We start from the raw sequence: 19,486 nt of genomic DNA, 5'->3' as shown, positions 1-19,486 counted from the left end.
GGCGCCCCCGGCGGGGGCCCGGCCGGGGGGGGGGGGTCCCCGCCCCCCCCCCCCGCCCCCCCCCCCCCCCCCCCCCGCGGGTGGGGGGGGGGGGGCCCCGCGCCCCCCCCGCCTCCCGTCTGTTCTGGGGTGACGATTCGGTCGTCTACTTCGACTCGTAGAGTCGGCTGCTCTCGTCGTGCCACTCGATGGCGGTCGCCGCGAGCTTGTCCTTGAACTCGGCGCCGTGGTGGGCGCAGAAGAACAGCTCGCCGCTGGCCATGGTCGCTCGGATGTACGCCTGCGCGCCGCAGCTGTCGCAACGGTCGGCAGCGGTGAGCTGGTGGCTGCTGACTTCGTCGATGGAGAGGTCCTGCACGGTCTGGGTCATTGCTGTGCTCCTCACGGATCGCAGGTGGTGCGGGTTGGTCCACCTATTTCAACACGTGATGCCTGTGAGTGGCGCATTGTGGTGGTCCGTTTCGCTCAGCGCGGATCGACTGTCCCCCGTCCGAGTGTCCGCACGGCAGTGTCGGTGCGCGTCGCTACCATCGGAAGGTGAGCTCCGACTACTCCGCACGCCATCTCTCCGTCCTCGAAGGGCTCGAGGCGGTCCGGAAGCGCCCGGGCATGTACATCGGGTCGACGGACTCCCGCGGCCTCATGCACTGCCTGTGGGAGATCATCGACAACTCCGTCGACGAAGCCCTCGCCGGACACGGTGACGAGATCGGTGTCGTGCTGCACGAGGACGGCTCGGTCGAGGTCCGCGACACCGCCCGTGGCATCCCCGTCGACGTCGAGCCGAAGACCGGGCTGACCGGGGTCGAGGTCGTGTTCACGAAGCTGCACGCCGGCGGCAAGTTCGGCTCCGGGTCGTACGCCGCGTCCGGTGGTCTGCACGGCGTCGGTGCATCGGTCGTGAACGCGCTGTCGGAGCGCCTCGACGTCGAGGTCGACCGCGGCGGCAAGACGTACGCGATGTCGTTCCACCGCGGGGAGCCCGGCACGTTCGACGACTCGAAGGGCATCGGGCCCGACGCACCCTTCTCGCCGTTCACCTCCGGGAGCGAGCTCCGTGTCGTCGGCAAGGTGAAGAAGGGCGTCACCGGGTCGCGGATCCGGTACTGGGCGGACCGCCAGATCTTCACGGCCGACGCGAAGTTCAGCACGAGCGACCTCGTGAGTCGCGCGCGCCAGACGGCGTTCCTCGTCCCCGGACTCGGCATCACGATCACCGACTCCCGGCCCGCCTCGATCGAGGCAGCGGCCGCGCGTGCGGAAGCCACGGGCACCACGGTCGAGACCGGTCCGGTCGTCGAGCGGTTCCGGTACGAGGGCGGGATCGGCGAGTTCGTCGAGCACCTCGCCGTCGACTCCGCCGTGACCGACGTCTGGCGCGTCCAGGGCACGGGCACGTTCACCGAGACCGTGCCGATGCTCGACGACAAGGGACACATGGTGTCCACCTCGGTGTCCCGTGAGTGCGAGGTCGACCTGGCGCTCCGGTGGGGCAGCGGGTACGAGACGGTGTTCCGCAGCTTCGTCAACATCATCGCGACGCCGAAGGGCGGGACGCACCAGGCCGGCTTCGAGTCCGGCGTGGTCAAGGCCGTGCGCGCCCAGGTCGAGGCGAACGCCCGCAAGCTCAAGGTCGGGCAGGACAAGCTCGAGAAGGACGACGTGCTCGCCGGCATGACCGCCGTGCTGACGGTCCGTCTGCCCGAGCCGCAGTTCGAGGGCCAGACGAAGGAGGTCCTCGGTACGCCTGCCGTCCGCAAGATCGTCGACCAGGTGGTGTCGAAGCGGCTGACCGAGATCCTCACCTCGACGCAGCGCACCGAGAAGGCCCAGGCCGCGACACTGCTCGAGAAGGTCGTCGCCGAGATGAAGACCCGCATCTCGGCCCGGGCGCACAAGGAGACCCAGCGCCGGAAGAACGCGCTCGAGAACTCCTCGCTGCCGACGAAGCTCGCTGACTGCCGCTCGCAGGACACCGAGGGCACCGAGCTGTTCATCGTCGAGGGCGACTCGGCGCTCGGCACCGCCAAGCTCGCGCGGAACAGCGAGTACCAGGCGCTCCTGCCGATCCGGGGCAAGATCCTCAACGTGCAGAAGGCCTCCGTATCGGACATGCTCTCGAACGCCGAGTGCGCCTCGATCATCCAGGTGATCGGCGCCGGCTCCGGCCGCACGTTCGAGATCGACCAGGCGCGCTACGGCAAGGTCATCATCATGTCCGACGCCGACGTCGACGGCGCCCACATCAGGACGCTCCTGCTCACGCTGTTCTTCCGGTACATGCGGCCGATGATCGAACAGGGGCGGGTGTTCGCCGCCGTGCCGCCGCTGCACCGGGTCGTCGTGGTGAACCGCGGCAAGGCCAACGACACGCTGTACACGTACTCCGAGCAGGAGCTGCAGGCGGTCCTGAAGAAGCTCGAGAAGCAGGGCAAGAAGTACCAGGAGCCGATCCAGCGGTACAAGGGCCTCGGTGAGATGGACGCCGACCAGCTGGCGGAGACCACGATGGACCGCACGCACCGGACCCTTCGCCGGGTGAACATCACCGATGCCGAGGGTGCTGCGAAGGTCTTCGAGCTGCTCATGGGCAACGACGTGGCCCCGCGCAAGGAGTTCATCCTGGCCGGCGAGGGCCTCGACCGCGACCGCATCGACGCGTAGGTCCGGCCCGAGACTCGCGCTGCGCGACTGATCTCGTGCTGATCGGCGCGAGAAGTGTCGCTCAGCGTGAGTCTCGGCCCGCCCGACGCCGCGACGTGTCCGCGAAAGCGACACCGTTGCGCCAGGGGTTGCCGTCCGACCCGCCGAAGCGACAGTGTGCCGCCGGGGTTCGGCGGGACACTGTCGCTTTCGCGAAGGGCCGGCCCGGGCCCGGGCCCCGGCGCCGCCGCGTGCGGCTGGCCAGCGCGAGACTCGGGCTGCGCGACCGATCTCGGGCCGATCGCCGCGAGAACGGTCGCCCAGCGCGAGACTCAGCGCAACGAGGCGTAGGCGCGGTGCGGCCGCGCCTACGCCTCGCCCGCGGTCCCGTCGAGCGCCGCCGCACTCCCGCCGATCGTGCCGATCAGCGCGTCGAGCGGCGCTCCCGACCCGTCCCGCTTCGACAGCCAGTCCGGCAGTGTCCGGGCAGCGCCGTCGGTCCCCACCGCATGCGGGGGAGCGACGCCCGCCCACGCCACGGTGAGGCCGTCCTCGCCCTTCAGGAAGGCGTGCGCCCGGACACCCTGGGTGGCACGGCCCTTCGCGGGGAACTCCGAGAACGCGGAGACCTTCGCGCGGCCGGAGTCCGTGCCGGGCAGTGCCGAGGACGACGTCGACACGGTGGCGACCACGGCGTCGTCGGAACGGGGGACGGACCCGAACCAGATGACGGACGCACCCGATGCCAAGGCGACGCCGGCGACACCGCCAGCGGGCAGTCCCTGGGGACGGACGGCGGCGGCACCGAACCGGAGCAGCTGCGCGTTCGAGGTGATGAACACGAGGTCGTCCGACTCCGGAGCCTGCGCAGCACCGACGACCGCGTCGCCCGGCTTGAGCCCGATCGCGACCATCTCGTCCTTGTCGGGCCACGCACCGGTCGTGACGCGCTTGACGACACCCTGCGCGGTGCCGATGGCCAGCGAGTCGGGAGCGTTCGGCGACAGGTCGACCAGCGCGACGACGGTCTCGGTCTTGGGGGTGCCGAGGTACTCGGTCACCCGTACTCCGGCGTCGAGCCGCACCGATGCCGGCGGGACGGCCGGGACGTCGACGGGGGAGAACCGCAGCACGCGACCGGTCGACGTGAGGGCACCGACCTGCCCACGCACGGTCGACACGACCGAGGAGCGCAGGGCGTCGTGCTTGGACCGCTTGGGCACCCTGACGATGCCCAGGTCCGACGACGGGATGTCGACACGGACCAGCCGACCGGTCGTCGAGAGCAGGACGCGGCACGGAGCGTCGGCGATCTGCAGCGACTCCGGGTCGACGGCTGCCTTCCGACCGCCCTTGACGGGGGCGTCCGCCTCGGTGAGGAGGGTGCGGCGCGGGGTCGCGAACCTGTCCGAGACCTCGGTGAGCTCGAGGGCGACCTGGGCACGGAGGCGCTCGTCGGACGCCAGGAGCTCTTCGAGCGCTGCGATCTCGGTGAGCAGCTGGTCGCGCTCGCCCTCGAGTTCGAGCCGTGAGAACTTCGTCAGGCGCCGGAGCCGGAGTTCGAGGATGTACTCGGCCTGCACCTCGGACAGGTCGAACACCGTCTGCAGGCGGGAGCGCGCGGCCTCGGAGTCGTCCGACGACCGGATGACCTCGATGACCTCGTCGATGTCGAGGATCGCGATGAGCAGCCCCTCGACGAGGTGCAAACGCTCCTTCTTGCGCGCGAGGCGGTACTGCGACCGCCGGGTGACGACGGACAGGCGGTGCTGCACGTACACGTCGAGGAGCTCGCGCAGCCCGAGCGTCCGGGGCGATCCACCGACGAGCGCGACGTTGTTGATGCCGAAGCCGTCCTCGAGCGGGGTGTGCTTGTACAGCTGTTCGAGCACGGCAGCCGGGTTGAAGCCGCTCTTGATGCCGATGACGAGCCGGAGCCCGTGGTTGCGGTCCGTCAGGTCGTTCACGTCGGAGATGCCGACGAGCTTCTTCGACTGGACGCCGTCCTTGATCTTCTCGATCACGCGCTCGGGGCCGACCAGGTACGGCAGCTCGGTGACGACGAGACCGGCCTTCCGCGGGGTGAGGTTCTCGACCGAGACCTTCGCCCTGGTGCGGAACGAGCCGCGGCCGCTGGCGTAGGCGTCCCGCACGCCGGAGAGGCCGACGATCGTGCCGCCGGAAGGCAGGTCGGGGCCCGGCACGAACTCCATCAGTTCCTCGAGCGACGCCTGCGGGTTCATGAGCAGGTGTTTGGCGGCCTCGACCACCTCGCCGAGGTTGTGCGGCGCCATGTTCGTCGCCATGCCCACTGCGATGCCCGAGGCGCCGTTGACGAGCAGGTTCGGGAACGCCGCGGGCAGCACGCCGGGCTGCATGATCTGGTTGTCGTAGTTCGGGACGAAGTCGACGACGTCCTCGCCGAGGCCCTCCGTCATGGCCATCGACGGCTCGGCCAGTCGGGCCTCGGTGTACCGGGCGGCTGCCGGTCCGTCGTCGAGGGAACCGAAGTTGCCGTGCCCGTCGACCAGCGGCACCCGCATCGTGAACGGCTGCGCCATCCGCACCAGCGCGTCGTAGATCGCGCCGTCGCCGTGCGGGTGCAGCTTGCCCATCACCTCACCGGTGACGCGGGCGCTCTTCACGTGCCCGCGGTCGGGCCGCAGGCCCATCTCGGACATCTGGTAGAGGATGCGCCGCTGGACGGGCTTCAGGCCGTCGCGTGCGTCGGGGAGTGCCCGTGAGTAGATGACGGAGTACGCGTACTCGAGGAAGGAGCCCTGCATCTCCTCGGAGACGTCGACGTCCTCGATGCGTTCACCGTCGGGCAGGCCGACTGCTTCCGTGCGTGCCATGGCACCCTTCTGCGAGACTGGGGGAGATGGGAACAAGCGTACCGACGGCCCCCGACGCCACCGCCAACCTCGCCGACGTCTTCCCGAGTTGCCTCGTCGCGCTCGGCGCTGCGGACGACGCGTGGTTGCGGACCACCGGACTGGAGGCACGGATCACCCTCCGTCCCGCCCGTTCCGCGATCGTCGTGCTGGTCGACGGCCTGGGGGCCGGCGCGCTGGCGGCCCGTGCGGGCCACGCGCGATGGCTCGCCGCCGGCAAGCGGAAGCTGCGCAGCGGCTTCCCCACGACGACGGCAGCGGCGCTCAGCACCCTCACCACAGGCCGCCCGCCCGGCGAGCACGGCGTGGTCGGGTACAGCGGCTGGAACCCGGACACCGGTCAGGTGATGAACCTGCTGAGCGGCTGGGACAGCGAGGTGCCGGCCGACTGGTTCCTCGCCCGGACCCTGTTCTCCGAGGCGCCCACGCTCGGTGTCGACCCCGTGGTGGTCGGTCCGGCCCGCTACCGATCGTCGGGCATGACGGCGAACGTGCTCGGCGGCGCCCGGTACGTCCCGGCGGACTCGATCCCGCAACGCGTCGACGCTGCCCTCGCCGAGACGGCCTCGGGCCGGTCGCTCGTGTACCTCTACGTGCCCGAGCTCGACTCGATCGGCCACAAGAACGGATGGCAGTCGGACCGGTGGACCGCCGCGCTCGAGCTGCTCGACGGCGAGCTCGCACGACTCGACGCACGAGCCGGTTCGGACGTGGGCATCGTCGTGACGGCGGACCACGGCGTGCTCGACGTGCCCGACCACGCGAACATCGCGATCGACCCGCTCCTGCTCACGGACGTGATCGGGGTCGCCGGGGACCCGCGCTGCCGGCAGTTGACCGTCGCGCCGGGCACCGACGTCCGGTCACTCGTCGGTGCCTTCCGTGCGCGCTACGGCAAGAAGGCGTACGTCGCCAGCCGTGACGAGGCGATCGCGGCGGGGTGGTTCGGCACCGTGTCGGACGCGGTCGTCGAGCGGATCGGCGACGTCATCGTCGTGGCCCGAGGCTCCTGGGCGTTCAACGACGACCGCGGCCTGCGCGACGGCGAGGTTCCGAAGCGGATGATCGGCCAGCACGGCGCCATGACGGACGAGGAGACGATGGTGCCACTGCGGCTCGCCGGAGCGTTCGCGCAGTAGCCCACCGGGCCCCACGGATCAGGCCGGGTCTTCGTCCGGTCGCGTGCCGAAGACGATCTCGTCCCAGCTGGGCATCGACCGGCGGTTGCGCTTCTTGCGCTCCGGACGGCCGTTCTCGGGTTCCGGGGCGGAAGCGGGCCGGGCATCCTGCGGCTCGGCAGCCGAGGAGTCGTCCTCGAAGCCCTGGAGCGGGATGTCGACGACGCTGATCGAGGTCCCGCGCGGTGCGTCCTGCTGGTCGCCGAAGGCCGCGGACTCGCGTTCCCCGCGTCGACGGCGCAGCGCCTCGAGCAGGTCGGCGGTCTCGTTGCCCGGGGCGCGCTCCTCGACGGCTGCACCGATGCGGGGGAGCGGTGCACGGAGCGGGCGTTCCTGCACGTCGGGGTTGGTGACGTCCTCGTCCGGCTCGTCGACGCGGAACGCGCCGGAGTCGAAGCGCGTGCCGTCGGTGTCGTGGTGGTCGGTCTCGACCGCACGGAGGCGCGGTGCGATGCCCTCGTCGTCGGTGTGGGACAGGCGGTGCGCATCGCCGTTGTCCGGCGTGAGGGTCGCCGTCTTCGGGTCGAAGCGCCACTGGGCGTCGTGCTCGACCTCGGAGGCGGTGTAGTGCACGCGCACCTGCCAGCCGCTCTCGACGTGCTTCCACGAGGCCCAGCTGACCGCCGTGGCCTCGCCGGCCTCGAGCTTGGCGGTGATCGCCTCGCCGAAGGTGTCGGGGGCCTCGTCGTCGACCGGGCTCACGGCGACGCGGTGTGCGGCGTCGAGGATGAACGCACGCTCGGCGAGCACGGGGCCCTCGAAGCGACGGACGTACTCGACGTCGACGTCGAGCGCCGCGGCGACCTCGGCGGCGTCGGCACCACCACGGATGCGGGCCTGGACGTCCTTCGGGGACACGCGCTTCTGCGGACCGGCCTCGGGGTTCGCCTGCCGGACCTGGCCCGGCAGCGACGAGGTCACGGGCAGCCGGAACTCGGTGCCGCCGTCGGTCGCGAGCAGGAGCGCCCCGGACTCCACTCCGATGACTCTCACGTCTTGCATGGTTCCGCCTTCCGAGCGTCGCGTACGGTCGTGCGTCGTACCTCAGGAGTATGCAGCCGTGGACACCCGTTCACGCGGAGGCGCACGGGCGTGCCGCGGACTGCCGCGACGCGTTTCCGGACGCCGGGAATAGCTGCGCACGACGACGGGTTGCAGCGCCAGAACGACCCGCCGGAGACTTCGGTTTGCGCTCTGGCGAGACGTGGTGCAAACTGTCGCCGCCGATCACCGGCGACGACCTCTCGATACGAGAAATGGATGGGCATGGCCACCGATTACGACGCCCCCCGGAAGACCGACGACAACTCCGACTCGGAGTCGATCGAGGCCCTCAAGGAGCGCGTTCCCGACAAGATGTCGGGGGTCGTCGACGATGATTCCGACAACCCCGGCAGCTTCGAGCTCGCCGGACAGGACCTCAGCGACGTCGACCTCGACGTCGTCGTGCTCCCGCCCCAGGTCGACGAGTTCACCTGCGTCGAGTGCTTCCTGGTGAAGCACCGCTCGCAGCTCGACCACGAGTCGAAGCTCGGCCCGGTCTGCGCGGAGTGCGCGGCGCTCTAGGGGCAGTACCCACGGGAACGTACGAACACGAACGGCCCGTCACCTCCTCGGAGGTGACGGCCCGTTCGCCGTGCCGGCGCCGCGGCGTGGGACGGAACGGGCGGGGCGGGGGCGCGCCGTGCCTCCAGGCCGGACCCGCAACCACGGGACCGACGCGACCCGGACTCAGGAACGCAGCGCGGCGACCACCGCTGCCGGGTCGCGGACGCTGACCAGCCAGTACGGCGTCGGGTCCGCGGCGTCCGCGACCTCGACGCGCACGACCCCGCGCACGTAGCCGCGGAACAGCGTCCACGCGCGAGCGTCGAGCTTCGGGCCGCGCTGGGTGGTGGCCTCGGCGCCCTCGAACGCCTCGGCCGATCCGACGAGCGACCGGGGCAGGTGGGCCTTGCCGGCACGGAACTCGGTGTCCGTGACCTCGATCGTCGGGGCGAGCGCCCAGAGCAGGACGAGCACGCCGAGCTCCATGCCGATCGCGACCAGCACGCCGGCGAGCACGCTGATCGGCAGGAACACGAGGAGGCTGGCGGGGATGACGAGCGCCGTCGCCAGGTAGAGGACGGGCGGAGCCCACAGTCGTTCGCGGTACAGGGTCACGACACCATTCGACCACGACTCCGGCCAGGTCACGGAACGGTCACGGTCTGCACTACCCTCGACACGTGACCGAACCAGTCGACGTGCTCTGGACCGGGGAGAACGCTCCCGGATACGCCCACCCCGGTGACGCCGGTGCCGACCTCGTCTCGACCGAGGCCTTCGTGCTGCAGCCCGGCGAGCGACGCCTCGTGGGCACCGGGCTCCGGATCGCGCTGCCCGACGGGTACGCCGCCTTCGTCGTCCCGCGCAGTGGCCTGGCCGCGAAGCACGGCATCACGATCGTGAACGCGCCCGGCACGGTGGACGCCGGGTACCGGGGCGAGATCAAGGTCGCACTGCTCAACACCGACCAGGCCGCGGCGCACGAGGTGCACGTCGGCGACCGCATCGCCCAGATGATCGTGATGCCGGTCCCGCGCGTGTCGTTCACCCGCGTCGAGGAGCTCCCCGACAGCGTCCGCGGCCAGGGTGGCTTCGGGTCGTCGGGCTACGGTGTCCGGAGCGATGCCGTCAGCGGCACCGCCGACAACGCTCAGGAAGGAACGCGCGCATGAAGTTCGGTCGACGCAAGCGTGACGAGGTCGAGGTGGCCGAGGCCGTCGCCGACGAGGTCGAGATCGCGGACACGACTCCCGAGGTCGACATCGCGACCGACGCCGACGCGGACCTCGACGAGGTGGACGCCGTCGCGCCGACCGACAAGTCCGCTCCTGACGACCGCGCCGACAGCGGGCCGCACGACGAGACCGAGGCGAACCTGGTCCGCCCGTACGTCGACCTCGGCGGCGTGAAGGTCCTGCCGCGCGAGGGCCTGCACCTGCGGCTCGAGGTCGAGGAGGGCTCGCAGCGCGTCGTCGCGGTCGGGCTCGACTACGACGAGTCGACGCTGCAGGTGCAGCCGTTCGCGGCCCCGCGCTCCACCGGGCTCTGGCACGAGATCCGTGCGCAGATCGCCGAGCAGATCGAGCGCCAGGGCGGTGTCGTGACCGAGGTCGACGGCCCGTTCGGCCCCGAGCTCCGCGCGCAGGTCCCCGTCGTCTCGGACGGCACCGGCGTGACCGACGGCGCCCGCCCGGCACGCTTCATCGGCGTCGACGGCCCGCGCTGGTTCCTGCGCGGCGTGATCGCCGGCAAGGCCGCCGAGTCCCCGGACGACGCCGCCGAGATCGAGGACCTGTTCCGCAGCGTCGTCGTGGTCCGCGGGAACACGCCGATGCCGCCGCGAGACCTCATCCCGCTGCACATGCCGAAGTCGACCCAGTCGGCCATCTGACCCACGACCTGCCTGGAGGCACGGTGCCGGACAACGACGACACCTCCCGTCCCGACGAACGCGCGTCGGACGCGCTGCCCTCCTTCAACGAGCAGTTCCGCGCGGCCGTCGCGAACACGGGGCTCGGCAAGGTCGCCCCGGGCGAGGCGCCCTCCGGGCACGCGCTCGTCGCTGCGATCGGCGGCGTCCGCGGGCTCGCCGAGTCGGTGCTGCCGGGGCTCGCGTTCCTCGTCGTCTACGCGATCACGAAGGAGCTCGTCCCGAGCGTCCTGATCCCGGTCGCGATCGGCGTGGTGTTCGTCGTGCTCCGGCTGCTGCAGCGGCAGTCGCTCGTGATGTCCCTCGCCGGGATCCTCGGCGTGGCGATCTCGGCGGGCCTCGCGCTCATCACCGGACGCGCCGAGAGCAACTTCATCCCGGGGATCATCATCAACGCGGTCTGGCTCGTCGGGCTCCTCGTGACGCTCGCGATCCGGCAGCCGCTGATCGGACTGGTCGTCGGGTTCCTGCTGCCGCCGAACGAGGACGGCAGCCACCAGGACTGGCGTGCCGACCCCGCCAAGCGCCGCGTGCTCACGGTGGCGACCTGGCTGTGGGTCGGGCTCTTCGCGATCCGGCTCGTCATCGAGGTCCCGCTCTACCTGACCGCCCAGGTGGAACTGCTCGCCGGCATCAAGCTCATCACCGGCGTCCCGCTCTACGCGGCACTGCTCTGGGTGACCTGGTTGCTCGTCCGCACGGTGTTCAAGCGAGAGGGCGACACCGCCACGGTGTAGAGTTGTCTCGACATCGAGACACTTCTCGTCGGTCCTCCCAGGGCTGACGGGTTTAGGTTTGCCTTGCTGGTGGGACGCCGCGCGCCCCGCTTGGATGGGGGCACACCGATCAACAGGGAGGCGGCACAGTGGCTGCAGTCAACAGCTTCGGCTCGAAGGACACACTGTCGGTTGGGGGTGTCGACTACGCGATCCACCGGATCGACACGGTGCCCGGGCACGAGAAGCTCCCGTACAGCCTGAAGGTGCTGCTCGAGAACCTCCTCCGCACCGAGGACGGCAAGAACGTCACCGAGGGGCAGATCCGCGCCCTCGGGTCGTGGCAGCCCGACGCCGAGCCGGACACCGAGATCCAGTTCTCGCCGGCGCGCGTCGTCATGCAGGACTTCACGGGCGTGCCGTGCATCGTCGACCTCGCCACCATGCGCGAGGCGATGGCCGACATCGGCGGCGACCCGAACAAGATCAACCCGCTGTCGCCGGCCGAGATGGTCATCGACCACTCCGTCATCGCGGACCTCTTCGGTCGCGAGGACGCCCTCCAGCGCAACACCGACCTCGAGTACGAGCGGAACGGGGAGCGCTACCAGTTCCTCCGCTGGGGCCAGACCGCGTTCGAGGACTTCAAGGTCGTCCCGCCGGGCACCGGCATCGTGCACCAGGTCAACATCGAGTACCTGGCGAAGGTCACCTACACGCGCGACTTCGACGGCGAGACCTACGCCTACCCGGACACCCTCGTCGGCACCGACTCCCACACGACGATGGTGAACGGTCTCGGCGTCCTCGGCTGGGGCGTCGGCGGCATCGAGGCCGAGGCGGCGATGCTCGGTCAGCCGGTGTCGATGCTCATCCCGAAGGTCGTCGGCTTCAAGCTGTCCGGGTCGATCCCGGCCGGCGTGACCGCGACCGACGTGGTGCTCACCATCACGCAGGAGCTCCGCAAGCACGGCGTCGTCGGCAAGTTCGTCGAGTTCTACGGCGAGGGCGTCGGCGAGGTCCCGCTCGCGAACCGCGCCACCATCGGCAACATGTCGCCGGAGTTCGGCTCCACCGCGGCGATGTTCCCGGTCGACGACGTCACGCTCGACTACCTCCGCCTGACCGGCCGCGACGACGCGCAGATCGCACTGGTCGAGGCGTACGCCAAGACCCAGGGCCTCTGGCACGACCCGTCGGTCGAGCCGAACTACTCCGAGTACATGGAGCTCGACCTCTCCACGGTCGTCCCGTCGATCTCCGGCCCGAAGCGTCCCCAGGACCGCATCGAGCTGTCGAAGGCCAAGGACCAGTTCGAGGTCGACCTCAACAACTACACGACGCCGAGCGAGCAGACGGACCTCGACGACGCGGTGGAGGAGACCTTCCCGGCCTCCGACCCGATCGCCGCGGGCTCCGCCAACGAGGACACGCACCTGCACGAGCACGTGTACGTGTCCAGCGCTCCGTCGACCGCGTCCCAGCCGACGAAGGTCGCCATGGACGGGGCCGACCCGTTCACGATCGACCACGGCGCCGTCGCGATCGCCGCGATCACGTCGTGCACGAACACGTCGAACCCCTCGGTCATGATGGCCGCCGGCATCCTCGCCCGGAACGCCGCGAAGAAGGGCCTCACCGCCAAGCCGTGGGTCAAGACCACCCTCGCGCCGGGCTCGAAGGTCGTCACCGACTACTACGAGAAGGCCGGTCTGACGACCTACCTCGAGCAGCTCGGCTTCTACACGGTCGGCTACGGCTGCACCACCTGCATCGGCAACTCGGGCCCGTTGCCCGAGGAGATCTCGCAGGCCGTGCAGGACAACGACCTCGCCGTCACCGCGGTGCTCTCCGGCAACCGCAACTTCGAGGGCCGCATCAACCCCGACGTGAAGATGAACTACCTGGCGTCGCCGCCGCTGGTCATCGCGTACGCCCTCGCCGGGTCGATGCACTTCGACTTCGACAAGGACGCGCTCGGGCAGGACCAGGACGGCAACGACGTCTTCCTGCAGGACATCTGGCCCGACGCGGTCGAGGTCCAGCAGGTCATCGACGCGTCCATCGACACCGAGATGTTCACCCACGAGTACGGCTCCGTGTTCGAGGGTGACGACCGCTGGAAGAACCTGCCGACCCCCACGGGCGACACGTTCGAGTGGGACACCGAGTCGACGTACGTCCGGAAGCCCCCGTACTTCGAGGGCATGACGATGCAGCCCGACGCGGTGTCGGACATCTCCGGCGCCCGGGTGCTCGCGAAGCTCGGCGATTCGGTCACCACCGACCACATCTCGCCGGCCGGTTCGATCAAGGCGGACAGCCCGGCGGGCCAGTACCTCGCGGAGCACGGCGTCGACCGCAAGGACTTCAACTCCTACGGATCGCGTCGCGGCAACCACGAGGTCATGATCCGCGGCACGTTCGCGAACATCCGCCTCCGCAACCAGCTCCTCGACGGCGTGGAGGGTGGCTACACCCGTGACTTCACGACGCCGGACGGTGCGCAGTCGTTCATCTACGACGCGTCGCAGCACTACCAGGAGCAGGGCATCCCGCTCGTCATCTTCGGCGGCAAGGAGTACGGCTCCGGTTCGTCGCGTGACTGGGCTGCGAAGGGCACGAACCTCCTCGGCGTGAAGGCGGTCATCACCGAGAGCTTCGAGCGCATCCACCGCTCGAACCTCATCGGCATGGGCGTCGTCCCGCTGCAGTTCCCGGTCGGCGAGTCGATCGAGTCCCTCGGGCTCGACGGCACCGAGGTCGTCTCGATCTCCGGCCTGACCGAGCTCAACGAGGGTCGTACCCCGAAGACCGTGCACGTCACGGCCGAGCCGAGCGAGCACTCGCCGGCGGGCAAGCAGACGATCGAGTTCGACGCGGTCGTCCGCATCGACACCCCCGGTGAGGCGGACTACTACCGCAACGGCGGGATCCTGCAGTACGTGCTGCGGTCGCTCGTCTGACGCGACCACGAGACGGACGGGAGGCGGGGGGGGGGGGGGGCCCCCCCCCCCCCCCCCGGGGGGGGGGGGGGGGGCCCCGCGGCCCCCCCGCCTCCCGTCCGTTGTCGGGTCACGCGCATAGAGTGAGTGGTCAGCACCACGAAAGGAGCGCCCGTGAGCCTGCTGAGCAGCATCACGTCGCCGCGCGACCTGAAGCGTCTGTCGGACGCGCAGATGATGGACCTCGCCGCCGAGATCCGCCGCTTCCTCGTCGCCGAGGTCGCGAAGACCGGCGGGCACCTCGGTCCGAACCTCGGCGTCGTCGAGCTGACGCTCGCGATGCACCGGGTCTTCGAATCGCCGCACGACCCGTTCGTCTTCGACACCGGGCACCAGTCGTACGTGCACAAGCTCGTGACCGGGCGGCAGGACTTCTCGCGGCTCCGGGAGCGGGGCGGTCTGGCGGGCTACCCGCAGCGGAGCGAGTCCGAGCACGACATCGTCGAGTCCTCGCACGCGTCGTCGTCGCTGTCCTGGGCCGACGGGATCTCCCGGGCTTTCGTGCAGACGGGGCAGGCGGACCGGACGGTGGTCGCGGTCGTCGGCGACGGCGCCCTGACCGGCGGTATGACGTGGGAGGCGCTCAACAACATCTCCGACGGCAACGACCGGCGGCTCGTGATCGTCGTCAACGACAACGGTCGCTCGTACGCCCCGACGATCGGTGGCATGGCACGGTTCCTCAGCTCGGTCCGGACCCGTCGTGAGTACCGAGCGTTGTTCGAGAAGTCCCAGGCCGCGGCTGCTCGTTTCGGCGCGCCCGGTCGTGCGCTCTACCGGGGGATGCGCGGCGGCCTGCACGGGTTCCTGTCGCGGTTCACGAACAACGAGGCGCTGTACTCGAACCTCGACATCAAGTACATCGGCCCGGTCAACGGGCACGACCAGCGTGCGATGGAGGCCGCCCTCCGTCAGGCAAGAGAGTACGGCGCGCCGACGATCGTGCACGCCATCACCGAGAAGGGGCACGGCTTCGAACCGGCGCTCCGCGACCAGGCGGACCAGTTCCACGCGGTCGGGCACATCGACCCGGAGACGGGCGAGTCGCTCGACGTGTCGTCGGGGCCCTCGTGGACGTCCGTGTTCGCGTCAGAGCTCGCGGCGGTCGGCGGGTCGGACGAGCGGATCGTCGCGATCACCGCAGCCATGCTCCGCCCGACCGGGCTGCACCTGTTCCAGGAGCAGCACCCGTCGCGAGTGATCGACGTGGGCATCGCGGAGCAGCACGCCGTGACGACCGCGGCCGGGCTCGCGTACGGGGGACTGCACCCCGTGGTCGCCCTCTACGCCACGTTCCTCAACCGCGCGTTCGACCAGGTCCTGATGGACGTCGCGCTGCACCGGGCGGGCGTCACGTTCGTACTCGACCGCGCCGGCATCACCGGTCCGGACGGGCCGTCGCACCACGGCATGTGGGACCTCGCGCTGCTGCAGGTCGTGCCGGGCATCCGGATCGCCGCACCCCGCGACGCCCCGACGCTGCGCGAGGAGTTCCGCGAGGCAGTCGCCGTCGACGACGCCCCGACGGTGCTCCGGTGGTCGAAGGGGCAGGTCGGACCGGACATCCCCGCGCTCCGGCGCCTGGACGACGGCGTCGACGTGTTGCACGCGCCCGACTCCGGAGCCGAAGAGGACGTCCTGCTGGTCGCGGTCGGATCGATGGTCCCGGTCGCCCTCGAAGCCGCAGCACTGCTCGAGGCGCAGGGCATCGGCGTCACGGTCGTCGACCCACGGTGGGTGGTGCCGATCCCGGAGTCGCTCGTCGAACTGTCCCGGACGCACCGCCTCGTCATCACGATCGAGGACGGCGTGCGGGTCGGCGGCGTCGGGACCCGGCTGCGGCAGGACCTCCGCGCAGCGGGCGTCGACACCGGTGTGAACGAGCTGGGGCTCCCGGACGAGTTCATCGACCACGCCTCCCGCTCCCAGATCCTGACCGACGTGGGACTGACCGCGCAGGCGATCGCCCGGGACGTGATCGACCAGGTCGTCGGGACGAAACTGCCCCAGGCGAAGCCGGCGCGGTCGCGTTCGTCCGTCGACGGCTGAGCCGCCGACTGCGCGACCGGCCGTCAACGGTGGAGCCGCAATCGCGCCCCGTCACGAACATCGCGCCCCGTCGTGACGGGGCGCGATGTTCATCTGCGGGCGCCATCGCGAGCGCCGCGCTCCGTCAGCGGGAGGCGGGGCCGACGATCAGCGGTTCGTGGAACGAGCTGCCGAACACACGCTCCGAGGCCCCGGAGCGGTCGAGGTACGGGCTGATGCCACCGGCCTGGAACGGGTAGCCCGCGCCGAGGATCAGACCGAGGTCGATCTCCTCGACGTGTTCGACGACGTGGTCCTCGAGCATCCGGTGCACCTCATCCGCGAGGGCGTCCTCGAACCGCTGCTGCATCGTCGCCGCGTCCACGGGCGCTGCGTCCTTCTTCGCCGGTGCGACGAGCTTCACGGCAGCCGGGTCGTACCCGGTCGCGTTGCCCTTCTTGTCGCGGGTGAGGATGTGCCCGAACTCGGCGATCTTCTTCAGGCCGTCGCCAGGGTAGAAGCGCTCCGGCCAGGCAGCGTGGTGCGAGTCGAGCACGTGCGCACCGACCGGCAGCCCGACGAGTTCGAGCAGCTCGAACGGCGACATCGGGAGCCCGAGCGGTGCCGCTCCCTGCGCGACGACGTCGAACGAGGTGCCCTCCTCGACGCCGCGCATCGCCTCGCCGAGGACCCGCGCGAGCACCCGGTTGACGACGAAGCCCGGCTGGTCGGCGGTGATGATCGCGGTCTTCTTGAGGGTCTTCGCGACGGCGAGTGCCGTGACGAGGGCCTCGTCCGAGGTCTTCGACGCTCGCACCACCTCGAGCAGCGGCATGACCGCGACCGGGTTGAAGAAGTGGAACCCGACGAGGCGCTCCGGGTTGGTCAGCACGGACGCCATCTCGTCGACCGACAGCGACGACGTGTTCGTCGCGAGGATCGCGTCCGGGGCGACGACCTGCTCGATCTTCCGGAAGACGTCCTGCTTGACGCCCATCTCCTCGAACACGGCCTCGATCACCCAGTCGGCATCCGCGAACGCGTCGTAGGAGACAGAGCCGGACACGAGCGCCTTGATGCGGTTCGCGTCGTCGGGGGAGACCCGGCCCTTGTCGAGCAGCTTGTCGACCTCGCCGCGGATCCGGTCCACGCCGGCGTCGACGCGGCTCTGGTCGACGTCCGTGATGACGACCGGGACGCCGAGGCGGCGGGCGAAGAGCAGCGCGAACTGGGACGCCATGAGGCCGGCGCCGAGCACGCCGACCTTCGTGATCTTCTTCGGTTCGACGCCCTCCGGTGCACCGACCGGACGCTTCGCGCGCTTCTGGACGAGGTCGAACGCGTACATCGACGCGGCGAACTGGTCGCCGGAGATGAGGTCGGCGAGGGCGTCGTCCTCGTCGGCGAACCGCTCGTCCAGCGACCCGGACTTCGCCGACGCGACGAGGTCGAGCGCGCGGAACGGCGACTTCGGGACGGTGCCGATCTTCGACGCCACCTGGCCGCGGGCGACCTTGACGACTGTGCCCCACGCGGCCTTCTCGATCATGCCGGGCTCGTTCTTCCGGACGACCTTCGTCCGACCGGAGACCACGCCGTCGACCCACGCCACCGCGGAGGGCAGGAACGTGACCGACGGGATGAGCGCGTCGCCGATGCCGAGCTCGACCGCGGCGGGCCCGTCCATCAGGCGGTTGTTCTTGAGCGGGTTCTCGACGATGACGCGGAGCGCCTTCTCCGGACCGATCAGGCGGGGGAGCAGCGTGGCGCCGCCCCAGCCGGGGATGATGCCGAGGAAGACCTCGGGCAGCCCGATGCCCTGCGCCGCCGACGAGAACACGCGGTACGTGCAGTGCAGCCCGATCTCCAGGCCACCGCCGAGGGCGATGCCGTTGATGAACGCGAACGACGGGACGCCGAGGTCGGAGAGCTTCCGCAGCGTGGCGTGCCCGAGGGCGGCGAGGTCGTGCGCGGCTTCCCGCGACGGCACGGCGGCCGCCTGGGAGAGGTCGGCCCCGGCGGCGAAGCAGTACTCCTTGCCGGTGATCGCGACGGCCTGCACCGTGCCCGCGGACGCCTCGGTCTTCAGGGTGTCGAGCACCCCGGAGAGCTCGTGCAGCGTGCGCGGCCCGAGGGTGTTCGGCCGCTTGTAGTCCTTGCCGTTGTCGAGCGTGATGAGCGCGAGCGTGCCACCCGAGGGCAGCGCGACGTGCTTGAGGTACGAGTGGGTGACGACCTCGTCCTCGCTGAGGGCGAGGAGCCGGTCGTTGTCGACGATGGTCATGCTCAGGCCGCCTTCCGTGCCGCGGACTTGCTGAAGTTCGGGTTCTCCCAGATGACGGTGCCGCCCTGGCCGAGCCCGATGCACATCGTGGTGATGCCGTACCGGACGTCGGGGCGCTCGGCGAACTGCGCCGCGAGCTGGGTCATCAGGCGGACACCGCTCGAGGCGAGCGGGTGCCCGACGGCGATCGCGCCACCCCAGGCGTTCACGTTCGTGGAGTCCTGGTCGATGCCGTAGTTGTCGAGGAAGGCGAGCACCTGCACGGCGAACGCCTCGTTGATCTCGAACAGCCCGATGTCGTCGATCGTCAGACCGGCCTTGGCGAGGGCCTTGTCGGTCGCGGGGACCGGGCCGATGCCCATCACCTCGGGGTCGACACCCGCGAACGCGAACGAGACCATGCGCATCTTCGTCGGCAGGCCGTGCTGCTTCGCCGCGTCGGCCGACGCGAGCAGGCTCATCGTGGCGCCGTCGTTCAGGCCGGCCGCGTTGCCGGCGGTGATCCGTCCGTGGGACCGGAACGGCGTCTTCAGGGCGGCCAGTGCCTCCAGGGTGGTGCCGGGCCGGGGCGGCTCGTCACTGGAGACGATGTCCCAGCCCTCGCCGGTGTTGACCTCGACCGGCACCAGGTCCGGCTGGAGCTTGCCGGCGGCCCACGCGGCGGCGTAGCGCTGCTGGGACTGGACGGCGTAGGCGTCCGTGCGGTCCTTGGTGATCGCGGGGAAGCGGTCGTGCAGCCGCTCCGCGGTCTTGCCCATCACGAGTGCGTCGCCGTTGACCATGCGCTCCGCGATGAAGCGGGGGTTCGGGTCCGAGTTGAAGCCCATCGGGTGGCGGCCCATGTGCTCGACCCCACCGGCGATCGCGACGTCCGCCGCGCCGAAGGTGATCGCTCCGGCGAGCGTCGTGACGCTCGTCATGGCACCGGCGCACATCCGGTCGATGGCGTACCCGGGGACCGTCTTCGGGAGGCCCGCGAGCATCCCGACGGTCCGGCCGAGGGTGAGTCCCTGGTCGCCCTGCTGCGTGGTGGCCGCCACGGCGACGTCGTCGACCGCGGCCCCGTCCAGCGAGGCGTTCCGGTCGAGGAGTCCGCGCATCGCGTGCACCGCGAGGTCGTCCGCGCGGGTCTTCCAGAACACCCCCTTCTCCCCGGCTCGTCCGAACGGTGTCCGAACGCCGTCAACGAAGACGACGTCTGCTGCCTTTGGCAATCTGGGCCTCCAGATCCTCATCGATCAGGTCGGGGCACGTTCCGCC

Annotated in this window: 14 protein-coding genes; 8 read left to right on the top strand and 6 right to left on the bottom strand. The window is 70.4% G+C overall.

Annotated features, from left to right (window positions below; genetic code table 11):
- Window positions 1-145 precede the first annotated feature (145 nt).
- A complete protein-coding gene (locus tag ABIC61_RS13125) occupies window positions 146-370 on the bottom strand; it encodes a DUF7455 domain-containing protein (RefSeq protein ID WP_079235873.1) in 225 nt (74 codons plus the stop codon).
- A 167-nt stretch (window positions 371-537) separates the two neighbouring features.
- Between ABIC61_RS13125 and ABIC61_RS13120 the strand changes: the two genes are divergently transcribed.
- Complete coding sequence (locus ABIC61_RS13120; RefSeq protein ID WP_354030256.1) at window positions 538-2,664, top strand: DNA gyrase/topoisomerase IV subunit B; 2,127 nt, start codon at window positions 538-540, stop codon at window positions 2,662-2,664.
- Window positions 2,665-3,011: 347 nt separating this feature from the next.
- On the opposite strand, the gene ABIC61_RS13115 is transcribed toward ABIC61_RS13120, so the two are convergent.
- Window positions 3,012-5,498, bottom strand: coding sequence for a DNA gyrase/topoisomerase IV subunit A (locus ABIC61_RS13115; RefSeq protein WP_354030255.1), 2,487 nt, complete (start codon window positions 5,496-5,498; stop codon window positions 3,012-3,014).
- Window positions 5,499-5,524: 26 nt separating this feature from the next.
- On the opposite strand from ABIC61_RS13115, the gene ABIC61_RS13110 reads away from it, so the two are divergent.
- On the top strand, window positions 5,525-6,676 hold the full coding sequence (locus tag ABIC61_RS13110; protein ID WP_354030254.1) for an alkaline phosphatase family protein: 1,152 nt from the start codon (window positions 5,525-5,527) through the stop codon (window positions 6,674-6,676).
- 18 nt (window positions 6,677-6,694) lie between these two features.
- On the opposite strand, the gene sepH is transcribed toward ABIC61_RS13110, so the two are convergent.
- Window positions 6,695-7,717, bottom strand: a complete 1,023-nt coding sequence (sepH, locus tag ABIC61_RS13105) for a septation protein SepH (protein ID WP_354030253.1) — start codon at window positions 7,715-7,717, stop codon at window positions 6,695-6,697.
- A 264-nt stretch (window positions 7,718-7,981) separates the two neighbouring features.
- Here sepH and ABIC61_RS13100 point away from each other — a divergent pair, with 264 nt between their 5' ends.
- On the top strand, window positions 7,982-8,281 hold the full coding sequence (locus ABIC61_RS13100; protein WP_031263038.1) for a DUF4193 domain-containing protein: 300 nt from the start codon (window positions 7,982-7,984) through the stop codon (window positions 8,279-8,281).
- Between the two features lie 165 nt (window positions 8,282-8,446).
- Here the strand turns inward: ABIC61_RS13100 and ABIC61_RS13095 are convergent, their stop codons facing one another.
- Window positions 8,447-8,878, bottom strand: coding sequence for a DUF3093 domain-containing protein (locus ABIC61_RS13095; RefSeq protein ID WP_144750109.1), 432 nt, complete (start codon window positions 8,876-8,878; stop codon window positions 8,447-8,449).
- Window positions 8,879-8,943: 65 nt separating this feature from the next.
- On the opposite strand from ABIC61_RS13095, the gene dut reads away from it, so the two are divergent.
- From dut to dxs, 5 genes are all read left to right on the top strand, one after another.
- A complete protein-coding gene (gene dut, locus ABIC61_RS13090; RefSeq protein WP_354030252.1) occupies window positions 8,944-9,435 on the top strand; it encodes a dUTP diphosphatase in 492 nt (163 codons plus the stop codon).
- Window positions 9,432-10,154, top strand: coding sequence for a DUF3710 domain-containing protein (locus tag ABIC61_RS13085; RefSeq protein ID WP_260852530.1), 723 nt, complete (start codon window positions 9,432-9,434; stop codon window positions 10,152-10,154). The genes dut and ABIC61_RS13085 overlap by 4 nt, the downstream gene beginning before the upstream one ends.
- Window positions 10,155-10,177: 23 nt before the next feature.
- Window positions 10,178-10,930: a DUF3159 domain-containing protein gene (locus ABIC61_RS13080; RefSeq protein ID WP_354030251.1), complete on the top strand. Its 753-nt coding sequence runs from the start codon at window positions 10,178-10,180 to the stop codon at window positions 10,928-10,930.
- A gap of 128 nt (window positions 10,931-11,058) precedes the next feature.
- Complete coding sequence (acnA, locus tag ABIC61_RS13075; RefSeq protein WP_354030250.1) at window positions 11,059-13,875, top strand: aconitate hydratase AcnA; 2,817 nt, start codon at window positions 11,059-11,061, stop codon at window positions 13,873-13,875.
- Between the two features lie 153 nt (window positions 13,876-14,028).
- Window positions 14,029-15,963, top strand: a complete 1,935-nt coding sequence (gene dxs / locus ABIC61_RS13070) for a 1-deoxy-D-xylulose-5-phosphate synthase (RefSeq protein ID WP_354030249.1) — start codon at window positions 14,029-14,031, stop codon at window positions 15,961-15,963.
- Window positions 15,964-16,087: 124 nt separating this feature from the next.
- Here the strand turns inward: dxs and ABIC61_RS13065 are convergent, their stop codons facing one another.
- Window positions 16,088-18,226 carry a 3-hydroxyacyl-CoA dehydrogenase NAD-binding domain-containing protein gene (locus tag ABIC61_RS13065; RefSeq protein ID WP_354030248.1) on the bottom strand — a complete coding sequence of 713 codons (2,139 nt, stop codon included), beginning with the start codon at window positions 18,224-18,226 and terminating at the stop codon, window positions 16,088-16,090.
- A gap of 2 nt (window positions 18,227-18,228) precedes the next feature.
- Entirely contained in the window at window positions 18,229-19,461 is a 1,233-nt protein-coding gene (locus ABIC61_RS13060) for a thiolase family protein (protein ID WP_354030247.1), read from the bottom strand.
- Between the last annotated feature and the right edge of the window lie 25 nt (window positions 19,462-19,486).

This window comes from Curtobacterium sp. 1544, from assembly GCF_040544915.1.
Taxonomy (GTDB): Bacteria; Actinomycetota; Actinomycetes; order Actinomycetales; family Microbacteriaceae; genus Curtobacterium; species Curtobacterium pusillum_C.
The sequence above is the reverse complement of the archived record's forward strand: the minus strand, read 5'-3'. Positions and strand labels throughout refer to the sequence as shown.